Origin of the sequence: Streptomyces radicis (genome assembly GCF_003626575.1) — a bacterium.
GTDB classification, from domain to species: Bacteria; Actinomycetota; Actinomycetes; order Streptomycetales; family Streptomycetaceae; genus Streptomyces; species Streptomyces radicis.
In genome coordinates this window covers 156,418-172,988 of sequence record NZ_RBDY01000001.1, presented here as the reverse complement: position 1 = coordinate 172,988, position 16,571 = coordinate 156,418, and the positions used below count along the sequence as shown (strand labels likewise).

The 16,571-nt window shown below is 71.5% G+C and carries 16 protein-coding genes; 2 read left to right on the top strand and 14 right to left on the bottom strand.

The features are described 5' to 3' along the window. Nucleotide 1: 1 nt before the first annotated feature. The 6 genes from D7318_RS00765 to D7318_RS00740 form a co-directional block, all read right to left on the bottom strand. Nucleotides 2-970, bottom strand: a complete 969-nt coding sequence (locus D7318_RS00765) for a helix-turn-helix transcriptional regulator (protein WP_120694846.1) — start codon at nt 968-970, stop codon at nt 2-4. 16 nt (nt 971-986) lie between these two features. Further along, complete coding sequence (locus D7318_RS00760) at nt 987-1,940, bottom strand: helix-turn-helix transcriptional regulator (protein WP_120694845.1); 954 nt, start codon at nt 1,938-1,940, stop codon at nt 987-989. Nucleotides 1,941-2,021: 81 nt separating this feature from the next. Continuing rightward, nucleotides 2,022-2,396 carry an FKBP-type peptidyl-prolyl cis-trans isomerase gene (locus D7318_RS00755; protein WP_120695201.1) on the bottom strand — a complete coding sequence of 125 codons (375 nt, stop codon included), beginning with the start codon at nt 2,394-2,396 and terminating at the stop codon, nt 2,022-2,024. 55 nt (nt 2,397-2,451) lie between these two features. After that, complete coding sequence (locus tag D7318_RS00750; protein WP_120694844.1) at nt 2,452-3,444, bottom strand: FKBP-type peptidyl-prolyl cis-trans isomerase; 993 nt, start codon at nt 3,442-3,444, stop codon at nt 2,452-2,454. 103 nt (nt 3,445-3,547) lie between these two features. Continuing rightward, nucleotides 3,548-4,909, bottom strand: a complete 1,362-nt coding sequence (pafA, locus tag D7318_RS00745; RefSeq protein WP_120694843.1) for a Pup--protein ligase — start codon at nt 4,907-4,909, stop codon at nt 3,548-3,550. A 9-nt stretch (nt 4,910-4,918) separates the two neighbouring features. Further along, nucleotides 4,919-6,181 (bottom strand): MFS transporter, encoded by a 1,263-nt coding sequence (locus D7318_RS00740; protein ID WP_120694842.1) that lies wholly within the window; start codon nt 6,179-6,181, stop codon nt 4,919-4,921. Between the two features lie 123 nt (nt 6,182-6,304). Here D7318_RS00740 and D7318_RS00735 point away from each other — a divergent pair, with 123 nt between their 5' ends. Beyond that, nucleotides 6,305-7,348 carry a LacI family DNA-binding transcriptional regulator gene (locus tag D7318_RS00735; protein WP_120694841.1) on the top strand — a complete coding sequence of 348 codons (1,044 nt, stop codon included), beginning with the start codon at nt 6,305-6,307 and terminating at the stop codon, nt 7,346-7,348. A gap of 44 nt (nt 7,349-7,392) precedes the next feature. On the opposite strand, the gene prcA is transcribed toward D7318_RS00735, so the two are convergent. The 5 genes from prcA to arc all read right to left on the bottom strand — a co-directional run bounded on the left by prcA (nt 7,393) and on the right by arc (nt 12,993). After that, entirely contained in the window at nt 7,393-8,160 is a 768-nt protein-coding gene (gene prcA / locus D7318_RS00730) for a proteasome subunit alpha (protein WP_120694840.1), read from the bottom strand. Nucleotides 8,161-8,219: 59 nt separating this feature from the next. Continuing rightward, the gene (gene prcB, locus D7318_RS00725; protein ID WP_120694839.1) at nt 8,220-9,065 is read right to left on the bottom strand and encodes a proteasome subunit beta; all 846 of its coding nucleotides are present in this window, start codon (nt 9,063-9,065) and stop codon (nt 8,220-8,222) included. A 139-nt stretch (nt 9,066-9,204) separates the two neighbouring features. Continuing rightward, nucleotides 9,205-9,423 carry a ubiquitin-like protein Pup gene (locus tag D7318_RS00720; protein ID WP_049567989.1) on the bottom strand — a complete coding sequence of 73 codons (219 nt, stop codon included), beginning with the start codon at nt 9,421-9,423 and terminating at the stop codon, nt 9,205-9,207. 123 nt (nt 9,424-9,546) lie between these two features. Continuing rightward, nucleotides 9,547-11,058 carry a depupylase/deamidase Dop gene (dop, locus tag D7318_RS00715; RefSeq protein ID WP_120694838.1) on the bottom strand — a complete coding sequence of 504 codons (1,512 nt, stop codon included), beginning with the start codon at nt 11,056-11,058 and terminating at the stop codon, nt 9,547-9,549. A gap of 168 nt (nt 11,059-11,226) precedes the next feature. Beyond that, nucleotides 11,227-12,993, bottom strand: coding sequence for a proteasome ATPase (gene arc / locus D7318_RS00710; RefSeq protein ID WP_120694837.1), 1,767 nt, complete (start codon nt 12,991-12,993; stop codon nt 11,227-11,229). A 256-nt stretch (nt 12,994-13,249) separates the two neighbouring features. On the opposite strand from arc, the gene D7318_RS00705 reads away from it, so the two are divergent. Further along, the gene (locus D7318_RS00705; RefSeq protein WP_120694836.1) at nt 13,250-13,561 is read left to right on the top strand and encodes a ferredoxin; all 312 of its coding nucleotides are present in this window, start codon (nt 13,250-13,252) and stop codon (nt 13,559-13,561) included. A gap of 21 nt (nt 13,562-13,582) precedes the next feature. On the opposite strand, the gene D7318_RS00700 is transcribed toward D7318_RS00705, so the two are convergent. The 3 genes from D7318_RS00700 to D7318_RS00690 all read right to left on the bottom strand — a co-directional run bounded on the left by D7318_RS00700 (nt 13,583) and on the right by D7318_RS00690 (nt 16,439). After that, nucleotides 13,583-14,179 carry a hypothetical protein gene (locus D7318_RS00700; RefSeq protein WP_120694835.1) on the bottom strand — a complete coding sequence of 199 codons (597 nt, stop codon included), beginning with the start codon at nt 14,177-14,179 and terminating at the stop codon, nt 13,583-13,585. An 89-nt stretch (nt 14,180-14,268) separates the two neighbouring features. Then, nucleotides 14,269-15,180 carry a tRNA (adenine-N1)-methyltransferase gene (locus D7318_RS00695; protein WP_120694834.1) on the bottom strand — a complete coding sequence of 304 codons (912 nt, stop codon included), beginning with the start codon at nt 15,178-15,180 and terminating at the stop codon, nt 14,269-14,271. 50 nt (nt 15,181-15,230) lie between these two features. Next, nucleotides 15,231-16,439 carry a site-2 protease family protein gene (locus D7318_RS00690; RefSeq protein WP_230423279.1) on the bottom strand — a complete coding sequence of 403 codons (1,209 nt, stop codon included), beginning with the start codon at nt 16,437-16,439 and terminating at the stop codon, nt 15,231-15,233. Nucleotides 16,440-16,571: the final 132 nt, after the last annotated feature.

The following is a 16,571-nucleotide window of genomic DNA, read 5'->3' as shown; positions in this document are numbered from 1 at the left end:
GCTACGCCACCTCCCCGTACAGCTCGAGCGCGGCCCGCGCCGCGTCCCGCGCGCTGTCCGCGAGCTCGGGCGGCGACACGATCCGCCCGTCGCCGCCGAGCCGCAGCGCGAGCCGACGCAGCGTGGCCGGGTCCGGGGTGCGCAGCGTCACGCGCAGGCCACCGTCGGGCAGCTCGTCGGCCGCGTCGTGCGGGTAGTACTCCGCGACCCAGCGCCCTCCGGGGCCGACCTCGATCACCACCTCGGGATCGCTCGGCGCGGGCTGCACGAGCCCCTCGCTCAGATCCCGCGGCTCCACGGGCGGCGGATCGGCGGGAACGTCGAGCAGCTCGATCCTGGCCACCCGGTCGAGGCGGAACGTCCGCCGCGCCTCGGTCCGCCGACACCACGCCTCGACATAGGTGTGGCCGACCGCGAAGAGCCGGATCGGGTCGATCTCCCGGTCGGTCAGCTCGTCGCGCCCCGGCGAGTAGTAGCGGATCCGCAGCCTGCGGCGTTCGGTGATGGCCCGGTCCACGTCGGCGAAGACCCCGCCCTCCGCCTCGAACGTCACCGAGAGGCGCGAGCTGGCCCCCGCGCTCTCGCCCGCGGCCGTCTCCAGCTTGGCGGTGGCCCGCAGCAGCGCGTCCCTGTCCCCGTCGCGCAGCCCGGGCAGCGTGGCCACGGCCCGCGCGGCGACCAGCAGCGCGGTCGCCTCGTCGGCGGCGAGCCGCAGCGGCTGCCCGGTGCCCGAGCCGACGGCGTCCGCGTTGTGCCACCAGATGTGCTCGCCGTCGGTGTCGATGTCGAGCAGGTCCCCGCCCCTGAAGCTGGTGCCGCACATGGGCAGCACATTGAGGTCGGAGATCAGCTCGTCGGACGAGATGCCGAACGCCCGCGCCACCTCGTCGACGCGCGCTCCGGGGCGTTCCCGCAGATACGTCACCAGGGAGAGCATCCGCCGGGTCCGGTCGATGGCGGTCATCGCCATGTCAGTCACTCACTCCTCAGCCCTTCGCCACGGCCCGCAGCCGGTCCACCACGTCCGCCCGCAGCTCGGCGGGCTCGAGCACGATCACATCGGGGCCGAACTCCGCGAGCCAGGCGCCGAGTCCGTGCCCGTAGGGGATCTCCAGCTCGTCCCACTCCTCGTTCAGCGGGGTCGCCTCGGTGGCCCGGGCGCGCAGCGGATATCCCGCGCCGACGCGCAGCCGGATCCGCGCCTGCGCCGTGGCGTGCTCCCCCGCCCAGCGCGCCACGCTCTCCCTGACGGCCACCTGTCCTGGCACCTCGGCGGTGAACGTCCCGAGCCGCGACTTGACCCGCCCGACGATCCGGGAGAGCCGGAAGACGCGCACCGCGCCCCGGTCGCGGTCGAATCCGGCCAGGTACCAGTGGCCGCGCCAGCACTCGAGGGCCCATGGCTCGACCTGCCGGCTCTCCGGCTTGGCGGCGTTGGACTTGCGATAGGCGAACGTCACGGGCCTGCGGTCCCGGCACGCGATCATCAGCGGCTCGAACGCGGCCTCCCCCGCGGGCACGCGCGGCTCGAGCGCGCCGTACCCCTCGGGCTCCTCCTCGGCCAGCGGCATCCCCGCGGCCCGCAGCTTCTGCAACGCCCCGCTCGCCGCGCCCGCGAGCCGCGCCTGCTGCCACACCCTGGCGGCCAGCACCAGCGCGGCCGCCTCCTCGGCGTCCAGGGTGACGGGCGGCAGTTGGTTCCGGTCGCGGCGGGCGACATAGCCGATGTCGCCCTCGACGCTCTCCACGGTCTCGATGACCATGCCGAGCTCGCGCAGGTCGTCCTTGTCGCGCTCGAACATGCGGTTGAACGCGTCCTCCGACGTCACCTCGAGATACGCCTCGATCGAGGTGCGCAGGTCCCGCTTGCTCAACGGGCGTCCGGATCCCAGGAGGCACAGGGCAAGGTTCATCAGCCGCTCGGCCTTGGCAATCGCCATCGACGCGTCGCCCTCTCTCCTCAACGCGGTGGGCCCACCCCCGAAGGGATGGGCCCACCGTACCGCTTGTGAGGATCGGGATCAGACCGAGACCAGGTCGCAGACGAAGATCAGCGTCTCCCCCGGCTTGATGCGACCCCCGCCCGCGCCCGCGTCCCCGTAGGCCAGGTGCGGCGGGATGGTCAGCTGCCGCCGACCGCCGACGCGCATGCCCTGCACGCCCCGGTCCCAGCCGGGGATGACCTGCCCGGCGCCCAGCTGGAAGCGCAGCGGCGTGCCTCGGTTCCAGCTGGCGTCGAACTCCTCGCCGCTGCTGAACGCGACCCCGACGTAGTGCACGGAGACCTGGGCCCCCGCCTCGGCGACCGGCCCGTCGCCCTCCCAGATCTCCTTGACCTCCAGATCGGCGGGCGGCTCGCCCCCGGGGAAGTCCACCTCGGGCTTGTCGATGTTCACCACAACTCTCCTGTCGGACTCTCGTACGTCTCGCGGGCGGTGGACGCGCGGGGCGTCAGACCAGGCCCACGATGTCCACGACGAACACCAGGGTCGAACCGGCGGGGATGGCCCCGTTGCCCGCCTCCTGGTCGCCGTAGCCAAGGTCGGGCGGGATCACCAGCAGCACCCGGTCCCCCACCTTCTTGCCGGCCAGCCCCTCGTCCCAGCCGGGGACGACCGAGCCGGTGCCGATCTGGAAGCCCGAGGGCATCTCGCGCTCCCACGACGAGTCGAACATCTCCCCGCCGTCCCAGAGCACGCCGGTGTAGTGGGCGATCAGCCCGTCCCCGGTCTCGACCTCGGGCCCTTCACCCTCGATGAGCGTCTGCTGCCGCAGCTCCGAGGGCGGGTCCTCGCCCTCGGGAACGGTGATCGTGGGGCCCGTCTCGCCCGCCTCCACCTCGGGCAGGCCCTCATCGACCGCCGCCTGGTCGCCCTCGGCGTGCGCGGCCGGGTCGACGCGCGACGCGGCCGCGATGTCGAAGACCCAGACGACCCCGTCGTCCTCCTCGATCCCCGCCTGCGCCGCGCTGGGGCCGAGCATGTCCGAGACGGGACCCTCGACCTGGACCCGGCTGCCGACCTTCGTGCCCACCAGGGGCGTCGTGGCGGCCTCCGGCATCGAAGCGGCGGCGCCCACCTGGACCACGAACTGGGTCCTGGGGGCGTCCTCGGGCGCCTGGGGGTTGCCGTTCCAGGTGTTGAGCAGTTCCATGTCGGCCTCGAGGACCCTGCCGACGACGTCGACCCGGAGGAAGTCCCCGTCCTGGACCTCGTCGCCGTCCCCCTCGGAGAGCACCTCGACGACGGACTCGGAGCCGGCCTGGGCCCCGTCCTCGAGCGTGATCTCCGGCGGCTCGCCGGCCTCGCCTGTGACGGTGGCCACCGGCCCCTCGGGATCGGAGGACTCCGACCCGCCGTCGTCGGAGCCACAGGCGGCGGTCAGCAGCAGGGCGGGTACGGCAAGCACCACCACGAGGCGGCGCGCTCGTTCGATCGGGATCATGAGTCCAACTTGGGGTAGACAAGGGCGGGGGCGGGACCCCACGGGTCCCGCCCCACCCTACGGCCTCAGCGCGCGCGACCGGCGGGCGCGCCGCCGGGTGCCGTCACATCCCAGCGATCAGCTTCTCGACCCGCTCGTCCACCGACCGGAACGGGTCCTTGCACAGCACGGTCCGCTGCGCCTGGTCGTTCAGCTTCAGGTGAACCCAGTCCACCGTGAAGTCGCGCCGCTGCTCCTGGGCGCGACGGATGAAGTCGCCGCGCAGCCTGGCCCTGGTGGTCTGCGGGGGGACGGACTTGCCCTGGAAGATCTTCAGGTCGTTGCAGATGCGCTGCGCCTGGCCCCTGCGCTCCAGCAGGTAGTAGAGCCCGCGGCGGCGGTGGATGTCGTGGTACGCGAGGTCTATCTGCGCCACCCGCGGGTGCGACATCGTGAGGTTGTGCTTGGCCCGGTACCGCTCGATCAGCTGGTACTTCATCACCCAGTCGATCTCGGTGTTGATCTTGTCGAGCTCCTGTGCCCTGATGGACTCGAGGGTCCGGCCCCACAGCTCGAGGACCTGCTCGGTCAGCCCGGTGCGCATGCCGCGCCGCTCGCAGAAGTCCAGGGCCTTCTCGAAGTACTCCTGCTGGATCTCGAGCGCCGACGCCTCGCGCCCCGTGGCCAGCCGCACCTTGCGCTGGCCGGTGATGTCGTGGCTCACCTCGCGGATGGCCCGGATCGGGTTCTCCAGGGTGAGGTCGCGCATCACGGTGCCCGCCTCGATCATCCGCAGCACCAGGTCGGTGGCGCCGACCTTGAGCAGCATCGTCGTCTCCGACATGTTCGAGTCGCCGACGATCACATGGAGCCTGCGGTACCGCTCGGCGTCCGCGTGTGGCTCGTCCCTGGTGTTGATGATGGGCCGGGAACGGGTCGTGGCCGAGCTGACCCCCTCCCAGATGTGCTCGGCGCGCTGGCTGACACAGAAGACCGCGCCGCGCGGCGTCTGGAGCACCTTGCCGGCGCCGCAGATCAGCTGCCGGGTGACGAGGAACGGGATCAGCACGTCCGCGAGCCGGGAGAACTCCCCGTGCCTGGCCACCAGATAGTTCTCGTGGCAGCCGTACGAATTGCCCGCGGAGTCGGTGTTGTTCTTGAACAGGTAGACGTCGCCGGCGATCCCCTCTTCGTGCAGGCGCCGCTCCGCGTCGACGAGCAGCCCTTCGAGAATGCGCTCGCCGGCCTTGTCGTGGGTGATGAGCTCGGTGACGTTGTCGCACTCGGGGGTGGCGTATTCGGGGTGCGAACCGACGTCCAGGTACAACCGGGCGCCGTTGCGCAGGAACACATTGCTGCTCCGGCCCCATGACACGACTCGGCGGAAGAGGTAACGCGCCACTTCGTCCGGAGACAGCCTGCGCTGGCCACGGAACGTGCAGGTGACGCCGTACTCATTCTCCAGCCCGAAGATTCGGCGGTCCATGAGTGAACATTACGCCCGATGCCCGCTTCTGAAACCGGGTTCGAGTACGGCGTTTCGATCATTTTGCGATCCGGCGACGGGCCCGGGGACACCCCCGGGAGCTGCGAGAACACGCCGCGTCGCGGCCAGCACGGCCAGCGCCAGCAGGCCCGAGCCGCCCGCGACGGCGAACCCCGCGGCGTCCTCGCCCCACTCGATGGCGGGCCCGACCACGGCGGTGCCGACCGCGGCGCCGACACCGAACGTCGTCACCATCCAGGAGAACGCCTCGGTCACGGTCCCGGTCGGCGCGTGCCGGTCGATGACCACGAACGCGCAGGCCAGGGCGGGTGCGAGAAAGATCCCCGCGACCCCGAGGAGCAGCGTCATCACGGGCACGGACGCGGGCACGAGGGCCAGCGGCAGATAGCCGAGGGCGAGCGCGGTGACCAGCAGCGCCAGCCTCCGCTCGGGGACGCCTGGCCAGTGCCTCGCCCCGTAGCAGAGCCCGCCGATCAGGGCGCCGCCGCCCAGCGCGGAGAGCAGATAGGTGGCCACCAGCTCGTCACCCCTCGCGTCCGCGTACGCCACGGCGGCCACCGAGATGGCGCCCAGGGCGCCCCCGACGAAGAAGAAGCAGCCGAGGAGCGCCAACAGCCCGCGCGAGCGCAGCGCGCCGAGCCAGTGCGCCTCCCGCGCCGCCCCGCGCCACCGCCTCGAAGGGCCGGAGAGCAGCACGGACAACGCCCCGAGCACGCCGACCGCGTTGATCACCAGCAGCGCCGCGCCCTCGGACCACATGGCGACGAGCAGCATCACCGCGAGCGGCCCCCCGGCGAATATCAGCTCCTGGGCGACCGCGTCCAGCGCGTAGGCGCGGTGCACGCGCTCGGAGTCGCCGAGCACGCTCGACCACAGCGCGCGCAGCCCGCCCTCGAGCGGCGGGGTGGTCAGCCCGGCCACCAGGATGGCCGCGCAGGCCAGCGGCAGTGGCTCGATCCCGACGGCGGCGAGCAGTCCCATGGCGGCGGCCGAGACCAGCGCGGCGGGCACCATCACCCGCGGCTGCCCGTACACGTCGACGAGCCGGCCGAGCAGCGGCTGCCCGATCGCGGTGGCCAGGCCGTGCAGCCCTGACAGCAGGCCCGCCAGCGTGTATCCGCCGCCCTCGGCCCGGGCGAACAACACGATGGCCAGCGCCGCCGTGCCGTGCGGCAGCCGCCCGACCAGGGTGCCGGTGAGCAGCCGCAGCACGTGCCGGGACCGCAGCAGCTCCAGATAGCCCGTGGCCATGGCTCCGCCCTCCCAGGAAGTTTTACGTATAACGCCCGCTGATTGTACGTACGATGGGCACGCTCCGGGAGACCACGGGGGTCGGAGGGGGTCGGAGGGGGCCAAGGACGACAGGAGCCGGCCATGAGCAACGCGACGCCGTCGAGACCCACGAGCCGTGACGTCGCCCGGCGCGCCGGGGTGTCCCAGGCGACCGTCTCGCTCGTGCTGCGCGAGCGATGGCGCGGCCGGGTCTCCCCCGCCCGTGCCGCGGCGGTGCGCGAGGCGGTCCGCGAGCTGGGGTACCGGCCGAACCTCGCCGCGCGGACCCTCAGGCTCGGGCGCGGCCGCACGGCGCTCGTGGTGGTGCCCGCGCTGACCAACGAGTTCTTCGCCCGCATGCACGCGGGCGCCGTCAGGGTCGCCGCCGAGCACGACGTCGGGGTGGTGCTCTACTCCCCGCCCACCGGCATCGGCCGGGCCGCCGACCCGTTCGCCTCGGCCGGCGCGACGCTCGACGGTGTACTCGCCTCCTCGATGGCCGCCGAGGCGCTTGCCGCCCTCAGCGGGGACGGGATGCCGCTGGTGATGCTGGACAGCGAGCCGGGCGACGGCGCCGCCGCGACGGTCAACCCCGACATCGCCACCGGCATGCGGCTGGTCGTCCGGCACCTGCTCGACCTGGGCCACCGGCGTTTCGCGCACATCGCGGCCGACGTGCCGTCCTGGACCTTCGGCGTCAGGGCCCGGGTGCTTGCCGATGAGCTCGCCACGGTGCCGGGGGCGCGCCTGGTCACCACGGAACGCGCCCCCATCGACGTCACGGGCGGCCTCCTCGCGGCCGAGCGCGCCCTGGCCGACGCGCACCGGCCCACCGCGCTCGTGTGCGACGACGACCTCCAGGCCGCGGGCGCGTGCAAGGCCGCGAGGCGCCTCGGCATCAGGATCCCCGACGATCTTTCGGTCACCGGCTTCGACGACCTGGCCGTGGCCACCGCCGTGGAGCCCGAGCTGACCACCGTCTCGCTGCCCGCCGAGGAGCTGGGGGCGGCGGGGATGCGGGCCCTGCTCGCGGCCCTCGCGGGCGAGCGCGGCGGAACGACCGTGCTGCCCGTCACGCTGACCCCGCGCGGCTCGACGGCCCCGCCACCACCGGCCGGCGGACGGACGAACGCCCCGGCGCCATAGGGCACCGGGGCGTCAGAGGCATCGGGGGCGGGGCGTTCCCGCGATCACTTCCCCTCGTCGTCGCCGTCCTCGGGAGCGCTCTCGGGCGACTCCTCCGCGGCCGGGGCGGTCTGGCCCTCGTCGAGCAGCCGGGCCAGCTGGGGTCCCGACACCCGCTTGAACTTCCGCTGCTGCGCGCGGTTCCGGTCGAGGACCGCGACCTCGAGCTGATCGGCGGTCAACTCCCGCTCCCCGCCGTTGCTGTCGCGCGTGAGCGACTCGACGGCGAGCCGCAACGCCTCGCCCAGGCTGAGGTCGTCGCGGTGGCGCTGGTCGAGATAGCTGCCGATCTGGTCGGAGTTCCCGCCGACGGCGACCGAGCCGTGCTCGTCGATGATGGAGCCGTCGTGCGGCAGGCGGTAGATCTCGTCGTGCGCCGGGGTCTCCCCGACCTCGGCGACCAGCAGCTCCACCTCGTAGGGCTTCTCGGCGGCGCTGGAGAAGATGTTGCCGAGCGTCTGCGCGTAGAGGTTCGCCAGCCCGCGGGCCGTCACGTCCTCGCGGTCGTACGTGTAGCCGCGCAGGTCGGCGTACCGGGTGCCGCCGATGCGCAGGCTCTCGTACTCGTTGTACTTGCCGGTCGCGGCGAAGGCGATCCGGTCGTAGATCTCGCTGACCTTGTGCAGCGCCCGCGAGGGGTTCTCGGCGACGAACACGATGCCGTCGGCATACTGCAACACGACCAGGCTGCGCCCGCGCGCGATGCCCTTCCGGGCATACTCGGCGCGGTCCGCCATGGCCTGCTGGGGTGAGACATAGAACGGCGTCGACACCGGCTACTCGTCCCTTTCTGTCCTGTCCGTCGGAAATCTTCCATGTGCCGCGAGGGCCGCTAGAGCACCGGGGCCAGCGGGCCGTTCGGCTGCGAGAGACGGCCCTCGGTGACCGTCCTGGCGATCTCGGAGACCTCCGCCTCGCCGAGCCGGCGGAACCCATCCTCGGTGATCACCGTGACGATCGGGAAGATCCGGCGGGCGAGATCGGGACCGCCCGTCGCCGAGTCGTCGTCGGCCGCGTCGTAGAGCGACTGCACGACGACCGTGGCGGTCTGCTGCTCCGTCAGGTCCTCGCGGTGCAGCTTCTTCAACGCGCCGCGGGCGAAGATCGAACCGGACCCGACGGCCGCGAAACCCAGCTCCTCGGAACGGCCGCCGGTGACGTCGTAGGAGAAGATCCGGCCGCGCTCGCGCTCCAGGTCGTACCCGGCGAACATCGGCACCACGGCCAGGCCCTGCAAGGCCATGCCGAGATTTCCGCGGATCATGGCGGACAGCCGGTTGGCCTTGCCCTCGAGGGAGAGGGCATGGCCCTCCACTTTCTCGAAGTGCTCGAGCTCCAGCTGGAACAGCTTCACCAGCTCGACGGCGAGCCCAGCCGTGCCCGCGATGCCCACCGCGGAGTACTCGTCGGCGGGGAAGACCTTCTCGACGTCGCGCTGGGCGATCATGTTGCCCATGGTGGCCCTGCGGTCACCGGCGAGCACCACGCCGCCGGCGAAGGTGGCGGCGACGATCGTGGTGCCGTGGACGGCCTCCACCGCGCCCTGGACGGGGGGCAGCACCTGGCTTCCCGGGAGCCGCTCGGGGGCGTAGTCGGAGAGGAAGTCCAGAAAAGAGGAGGACCCCGGCCGCAGGAAGGCTGCCGGGAGTCGCCCCTGGTCGTGGGAGTTGGCCGCCACAGGTTTCCTTCCAGTCAGGAGAAACGGTCCGCCGCCCCGGTCCGGCTGTGCGGCCGGGGCTGGAGGCAGCGTATGCCACGGACCCTACCCGTCATGCGCTGAAGATCCACCCGGGTCGCGTCGCTTCCCTGCGGGCGGGCTACTGGCCGCCCTTCTGCACGAAACTCCGCACGAAATCCTCGGCGTTGGACTCCAGGACCTCGTCGATCTCGTCGAGAACGGAGTCCACGTCGTCCGTCAGAGCCTCCTGGCGCTCCTTGAGGTCCTCCGAGACCTCCGCGTCCTGAGTCTGCTCCTCGGTCTCTTCACTGGTGCGCGACGCCCTCTGCTGGCCGCCGCCGGTGTCCTTGGTCGCCATCTCCCTCACCCCATGCTTCAGCTCGACGTATCAAGATCAGACCCTACTAGCCGGGGCTGACATCGGCCTTTCTTTGCTACAACGTCCGGGAACCACCTCCATGATTCCCGGATCCGGGGCGAATCAGCCGCCCGAGAGGGCGCGAACAAGATCCTCGGCCGTCTCACAGCGGTCGAGCAGGTCCTTGACGTGCTCCCGTGTGCCGCGCAGCGGGTCCATCGTCGGCACCCGCTGGAGCGAGTCACGGCCCGGCAGGTCGAAGATCACCGAGTCCCAGGACGCCGCCGCGACGTCGTCCGCGTACTGGTCGAGGCAGCGGCCCCTGAAGTACGCCCTGGTGTCCTCCGGCGGGTCGACGCGGGCCGCCGCCACGTCCTCCTCCGACAGCAGCGTGCTCATCCGGCCGCGCGCGACCAGGCGGTTGTACAGGCCCTTGTCGGGGCGCACATCGGCGTACTGGAGGTCCACGAGGTGCAGGCGCGCGGCGTCCCAGCCGACGCCGTCACGGCGCCGGTAGCCCTCCATCAGCTCGCGCTTGGCCACCCAGTCGAGCTGGCCCGCCAGGCTCATCGGGTCACGCTCCAGGGCGCCGAGCACCTCCTCCCAGCGGGTCAGCACGTCGATCGTCTGCTCGTCGGCGTCCGAGCCCCAGCGCTCCTCGACGTACTTGCTTGCCAGCTCGTAGTACTCCATCTGGAGCTGGACGGCGGTCAGCGTGCGCCCGCTGCGGAGGGTGACGAGCTCCCTGAGGGAGGGGTCGTGGCTGACCCGGTGCAGGGTGCGCACCGGCTGGTCGACCGCGAGGTCCACGGCGATGAAGCCGTCCTCGATCATCGAGAGCACCAGCGCGGTGGTGCCCAGCTTGAGATAGGTGGACAGCTCGGCGAGGTTGGCGTCACCGATGATCACATGGAGGCGGCGGTACCGCTCGGCGTCCGCGTGCGGCTCGTCCCTGGTGTTGATGATCGGCCGCTTGAGCGTCGTCTCGAGGCCCACCTCGACCTCGAAGTAGTCGGCGCGCTGGCTGAGCTGGAAGCCGTGCTCGCCGCCGTCCTGGCCGATGCCCACCCGGCCCGCGCCGCAGACCACCTGGCGGGAGACGAAGAACGGCGTGAGGTGCCGCACGATGTCGGAGAACGGGGTCTCCCGCTTCATCAGGTAGTTCTCGTGGGTGCCGTAGGAGGCGCCCTTGTTGTCCGTGTTGTTCTTGTACAGGTGGATCGGCTGGGCGCCCGGCACCTCGGCGGCCCTGCGGGCGGCCTCGGCCATGATCCGCTCCCCCGCCTTGTCCCACAGGAGCGCGTCCATGGGGTTGGTCGTCTCGGGGGCGCTGTACTCGGGGTGGGCGTGGTCGACGTAGAGGCGGGCGCCGTTGGTCAGGATGACGTTGGCCAGGCCGATGTCCTCGTCGGTCAGCTGGCTCGCGTCGGCGTTGTCCCGCGCGAGGTCGAAGCCGCGGGCGTCCCGCAGGGGGTTCTCCTCCTCGAAGTCCCAGCGCGCCCGCCTGGCGCGGTGCATGGCCGCGGCGTAGGCGTTCACGACCTGGGAGGAGGTGAGCATGGCGTTGGCGTTCGGGTGTCCGGGAACGGAAACGCCGTACTCCGTCTCGATGCCCATCACTCGCCGTACAGTCATGCGGCCCTCCTTGCCCGGCGGCGGCTCTCCACCGTCCCGTCGCTGGCTACGAGCCTAGGCGACACGGGCTGCGGTGAGGAGGTCACTGCGGGTTTCCTTCAGGACTGTTTCGGAAACGAACGGCTGCGGAGCCCGCCTTCGCGTGCCCCGCAGCCGACGTGTCATGCACTACAGGTATTGACCGGTGTTCGCCACCGTGTCGATCGAGCGACCGGTGTCCCCGCCCTGCTTCCCGGTGACGAGCGTGCGGATGAACACGATGCGCTCGCCCTTCTTGCCGGAGATGCGGGCCCAGTCGTCGGGGTTGGTGGTGTTGGGCAGGTCCTCGTTCTCCTTGAACTCGTCCACGCAGGCGGAGAGCAGGTGGGAGACGCGCAGGCCCTTCTGGCGGTGGTCGAGGAAGTCCTTGATCGCCATCTTCTTCGCCCGGTCCACGATGTTCTGGATCATGGCGCCGGAGTTGAAGTCCTTGAAGTACAGGACCTCCTTGTCACCGTTGGCGTAGGTGACCTCGAGGAAGCGGTTCTCCTCGGACTCGGCGTACATCTGCTCGACGACCGTCTGGATCATGCTCTGGACGGTGACCTCGCGGCTGTCGTTGTGCTCCGACAGGTCGTCGGAGTGCAACGGCAGCCTCGAGGTGAGGTACTTGGAGAAGATGTCACGGGCGGCCTCGGCGTCAGGGCGCTCGATCTTGATCTTCACGTCGAGGCGGCCCGGGCGCAGGATCGCCGGGTCGATCATGTCCTCCCGGTTGGAGGCGCCGATCACGATGACGTTCTCCAGGCCCTCCACGCCGTCGATCTCGGAGAGCAGCTGCGGAACGATGGTGTTCTCCACGTCCGAGCTGACGCCCGAGCCGCGGGTGCGGAAGAGGGAGTCCATCTCGTCGAAGAAGACGATGACGGGCACGCCCTCGCTCGCCTTCTCGCGGGCCCGCTGGAAGACGAGCCTGATGTGCCGCTCGGTCTCGCCGACGTACTTGTTGAGCAGCTCGGGGCCCTTGATGTTGAGGAAGAAGCTCTTCCCCGCGGGCCGTCCCGTGACCTCGGCGACCTTCTTGGCCAGTGAGTTGGCGACGGCCTTGGCGATGAGCGTCTTGCCGCAGCCGGGCGGGCCGTAGAGCAGGACGCCCTTGGGCGGGCGCAGCTCGTGCTCGCGGAAGAGGTCGGGGTGCAGGTAGGGCAGCTCGACCGCGTCGCGGATCAGCTCGATCTGGCCGCCCAGGCCGCCGATCTGCGTGTAGTCGATGTCCGGCACCTCTTCGAGGACCAGCTCCTCGACCTCGCTCTTGGGCACGACCTCGTAGACGTAGCCGGAGCGGGACTCGAGGAGGAGGGCGTCGCCCGCGCGCAGGGTCACGTCCATCAGCGGCTGCGCGAGCTTGACCACCCGCTCCTCGTCGGTGTGCCCGACGACCAGGGCCCGCTCGCCGTCCTCCAGGACCTCCTTGAGGGTGACGATGTCCCCCGCGCTCTCGAACTCCATGGCCGCGACCACGTTCATCGCCTCGTTGAGCATGACCTCCTGGCCGCGTCTCAACTCGTCGAGGTCGATGCTCGGGCTGACGTTGACCCGCAGCTTGCGGCCGCCGGTGAAGATGTCGGCCGTGCCGTCGTCGTTCGCGGTCAGGAACACACCGAATCCGGAGGGCGGCTGGGCCAGCCGGTCGACTTCCTCCTTGAGGGCGACGATCTGGTCCCGCGCCTCGCGCAGCGTGCTCGCCAGCCGCTCGTTCTGCGCGGAGACGCCGGCAAGATTGGTCTGGAGCTCGACAATCCGCTCCTCGAGAATCCGAGTGTGCCGCGGAGAGTCGGCCAGCTTGCGGCGCAGGACGGTGATCTCCTGCTCAAGGTCGGCAAGCTGCCGGGTCGGGTCGTCTGAACCTCGACCAGGCCGGATGCCGCGGTTGCTGTCGTCGTTCTGGGATACCACGGGTCCTCACCTCCTCCAAGGGGAGCTGGACGCTTCCAGACCCTACCTGGACCGGTGCAGTTCGAAACCCCTAGATCACAAAGACGGTCGGGGCGTGTCCGATCTTCACCCTTGCGCACTCCCTCACGCCAGGGAAATACCCACCCCGCACGGTCGGAAAGCGGCCCGCTGTATGGTCGTAAGCGGTCAACACCCGGCGTGGATGGCTCTCTTTGTTTCGCCCCGACGTTTCCACCCGACGAGGAACGGTAGACGAATGACCGTGCCGAACGAAGCCGCTGACGAGCTCGAGGTCTGGATCGATCAGGACCTGTGCACCGGGGACGGAATCTGCGCACAGTACGCGCCGGACGTGTTCGAGCTCGACATCGACGGACTCGCCTATGTGAAGCCGCCCGTGGCGCCGGGCGAGGAGGCCGATCTGCTCACCGCCCCCGGGGCCACCGCGCCCGTTCCGCTGCCGCTGCTGCGGGACGTGACCGACTCGGTGAAGGACTGCCCCGGGCAGTGCATCCACGTGCGCAGGGTCGCCGACGGCACCGAGGTGTACGGCCCCGAGGCGGCCTGACCGCGCCCGGGGCCGTGGGGCTCACACGCTGTTGGGCGGCGCGGCGACGTCGAGGGTCAGCGCACCGTCCCGCCACGACCAGCTGACGTCGCGCTGCATGTCGGGGCAGCAACTGGGCACGTCGGGCGAGGAGTAGCCGTACAGGCGCAGCGCGATGGCGTCGTCGTCCGCCTCGAAGCGGTCGACGTTCATCCGCTCCGCCGGGTCCACGAGGGTCTCGGTGACGCGCGGCGCCGCGCCCTCGCCCTCCCCGTGGCCGAGCAGGTACACGCCGTGCGGAGGCGTTCCCGAGCCGGCGTCGCAGTGGACGACGGCCACCGTCTCGCCCGTTCCGTCGCCGTCCAGGTCGACGGACGCCTGGTCGCTCACCACGACGCCCAGCGGGCCGCAGTCGAGGGGGTAGTCGGCCGCCTCGGCGTCGGGGCCGGGGACGGGGGCGGCGCCCGCGGCCGCCCGCTCGGGGCCCGGCCCGTCGCCCGCGGTGGCGGTGGCCGTGGCGCCCGAGGGCTCGACCATCGCCGCCACGACCGTCGCGGCCGCGAGAACGGCGGCGGTGGTCAGCCAGTGAACGGCGCGGGCACGGGTGTGGGGAAGGTCCTGACCTGCCGGAAGCTGCACGCGGTGACTCCCTCAGGAGCGCGGGGTGGGGAAGGGAACGCGCACGGAATCGTGCCACACGTCACACCGCGGCCCTCCGGCGGGGTCGATCAATCCGCCTCGGCCCGCTCGCCCCCGGCGGAGCCGGGCCCGGTGTAGTCCGCGCCGTACGCGCCGGGCGCGGGGCGGCGGCGGCGCAGCGGCGGGGTGACGCCGTCGGCGAGGCGGCGGGCGGTCAGCAGGAAGCCGGTGTGCCCGATCATGCGGTGGTCGGGGCGGACGGCGAGGCCCTCGACGTGCCACGTGCGGACCATGGTCTCCCACGCGCGCGGCTCGTTGAACGTGCCGTGCTCGCGGATCGTCTCCACCGTCCTGGCCAGCTGCGTCGTGGTCGCGACATAGGCGCACACGATGCCGCCTGGCACGAGGGCCTTGGAGACGGCGTCCAGGCACTCCCAGGGCGCGAGCATGTCCAGGATGACGCGGTCCACGTCGGTGTCGGAGAGGTGGTCCTGGAGGTCGCCGACGGTCAACCGCCAGGCGGGGTGCGGGCCTCCGAAGTACCGGGCGACGTTCTCCTGGGCGATCTCGGCGAAGTCCGCCCTGCGCTCGTAGGAGTGCAGCATGCCCTGGTCCCCGATGGCGCGCAGCAGGAACGTGCTGAGCGACCCCGAGCCCACGCCCGCCTCGACGACGCGCGCGCCGGGGAAGATGTCGGCCATGGCGAGGATCTGCCCGGCGTCCTTGGGGTAGACGACGGCGGCGCCACGCGGCATGGACAGGACATAGTCGGGGAGCAGGGGGCGCAGCGCGAGGTAGGCGACGTTTCCGGTGGTGCGGACGACGGTCCCCTCGGGTGCGCCGATCAGCTCGTCGTGGGGGAAGGCGCCCTTGTGGGTGTGGAAGCTCTTCCCGGCTTCGAGCGTGAACGTGTAGTGGCGGCCCTTGGGGTCGGTGAGCTGGACCTGGTCCCCGACCTCGAAGGGCCCGCGACGGCGGGCTGCACCGGTCGGTTCGGACATGCGGACAGCCTAGTCCAGGCGGACTTGACGGCCGAATCCGAGGAGGTGGGTCAGGGCGAGGAGCGCGGTCTCGGGGACGGCGAGGGGCGGGCCATGGCGTCGATGAACGCCCGTTCCACGTCGCTCGTGGACAGCACGCCGTAGATCTCGCCGGTGTCCTCGACCACCAGGTACTCGGTGGCCGGGGTGGCCCTGAGGTGGTCGAGCAGGCCCTCGCCCGACAGGTCGGCCGACAGCCGCATGCCGTCGGCCAGGTCCTGCGCCAGGGTGCCGACCTGGACCCAGGGGCGGCGGTGCTGGGGAACGCCCGCGATGCCCGCCTCCCGCACGACCGCGACCGGGCTGCCGTCGGGGTCCACGACCACGAGGGCGCGCGCGCCGGAGTCGTTGGCCCGGCGCAGCGCCTCGGACAGCGGGGTCTCGCCGGTGACGGGGACGGCCCTGCGGGTCAGGGCGCGGGCGTTGAGCGCGGGCAAGCGCTCGCGCAGCCTGGCCATCCGCAGGCTGTTCCCCGCGCCGGTCCAGATGATGGCGGCGAGGATGGCGGCCAGCAGCGCGTCCGTGAGGGACTCGAGGCCGGTGAACGAGCCGCGGTCGGTGACGTTGCCCATGTGGGTCGCGAGGGGGAAGCCGACGAGGACGGCGACGGCCAGGACGCGCCCCGACCAGGCGGCGGCGACCGTGCCGGTCATGGGGCTGCCGGAGAGCTTCCACACGACGGCGCGCAGCATGCGGCCGCCGTCGAGGGGGAGGCCCGGCAGCAGGTTGAACGCGGCGACGATGAGGTTGGAGATCATCAGGCCCGCGAGCAGAACCCCTGGGACCGTGCCGGCCTCGACGGTGAGCATGCCGAGCCAGAAGACGCCGGCGAGGACGAGGGAGAGCAGCGGCCCGACCCCGGCGAGGACGAACTCGCGGCCCGGGGTCTGGGACTCCTTCTCGATCTCCGAGACGCCGCCGAAGAACTGGAGCTGGATGCGGCGCACGGGCAGGTCGAAGCGGATGGCGGCGAACGTGTGGGCCAGCTCGTGGACCAGCACGGAGGCGTAGAAGGCGACGGCGAAGAAGAGGGAGACCAGGTAGCGGCCGATGCCGAGCTCGGGCAGCACGCGGTCGAGCTGGTTCCCGAAGAACCACGTGATCAGCGCGGCGACCAGGAACCAGCTGGGGGCGACATAGACCGGGACGCCGAAGACGCGGCCCATCAGGATGCCGCCGCCCGCCTCCTTCTCCTGGGGCGGTACCGGCTCCTTGCCCAACGTGGGCTCCGCCGGGTCAACCGGCTCGGCCGGCTCCTGGGGGCGCCGCGGCGTGCCCTCCGGGTCCTGCCGCCCTTCGGAAGGCGGCGTCCGGTCGTCGTCCGAGTCTCCCACCAGTTCCCCTCGTTGCCT

Excerpts from the sequence above, each read along its gene's own strand:
- D7318_RS00765 (WP_120694846.1), bottom strand. The coding sequence starts at position 970 with ATGGCGATGACCGCCATCGACCGGACCCGGCGGATGCTCTCCCTGGTG.
- D7318_RS00705 (WP_120694836.1), top strand. The coding sequence starts at position 13,250 with ATGACCGTGCCGAACGAAGCCGCTGACGAGCTCGAGGTCTGGATCGAT.
- D7318_RS00695 (WP_120694834.1), bottom strand. The coding sequence starts at position 15,180 with ATGTCCGAACCGACCGGTGCAGCCCGCCGTCGCGGGCCCTTCGAGGTC.
- pafA (WP_120694843.1), bottom strand. The coding sequence starts at position 4,909 with ATGGACCGCCGAATCTTCGGGCTGGAGAATGAGTACGGCGTCACCTGC.
- D7318_RS00750 (WP_120694844.1), bottom strand. The coding sequence starts at position 3,444 with ATGATCCCGATCGAACGAGCGCGCCGCCTCGTGGTGGTGCTTGCCGTA.
- dop (WP_120694838.1), bottom strand. The coding sequence starts at position 11,058 with ATGACTGTACGGCGAGTGATGGGCATCGAGACGGAGTACGGCGTTTCC.
- D7318_RS00760 (WP_120694845.1), bottom strand. The coding sequence starts at position 1,940 with ATGGCGATTGCCAAGGCCGAGCGGCTGATGAACCTTGCCCTGTGCCTC.
- D7318_RS00720 (WP_049567989.1), bottom strand. The coding sequence starts at position 9,423 with ATGGCGACCAAGGACACCGGCGGCGGCCAGCAGAGGGCGTCGCGCACC.
- D7318_RS00740 (WP_120694842.1), bottom strand. The coding sequence starts at position 6,181 with ATGGCCACGGGCTATCTGGAGCTGCTGCGGTCCCGGCACGTGCTGCGG.
- D7318_RS00735 (WP_120694841.1), top strand. The coding sequence starts at position 6,305 with ATGAGCAACGCGACGCCGTCGAGACCCACGAGCCGTGACGTCGCCCGG.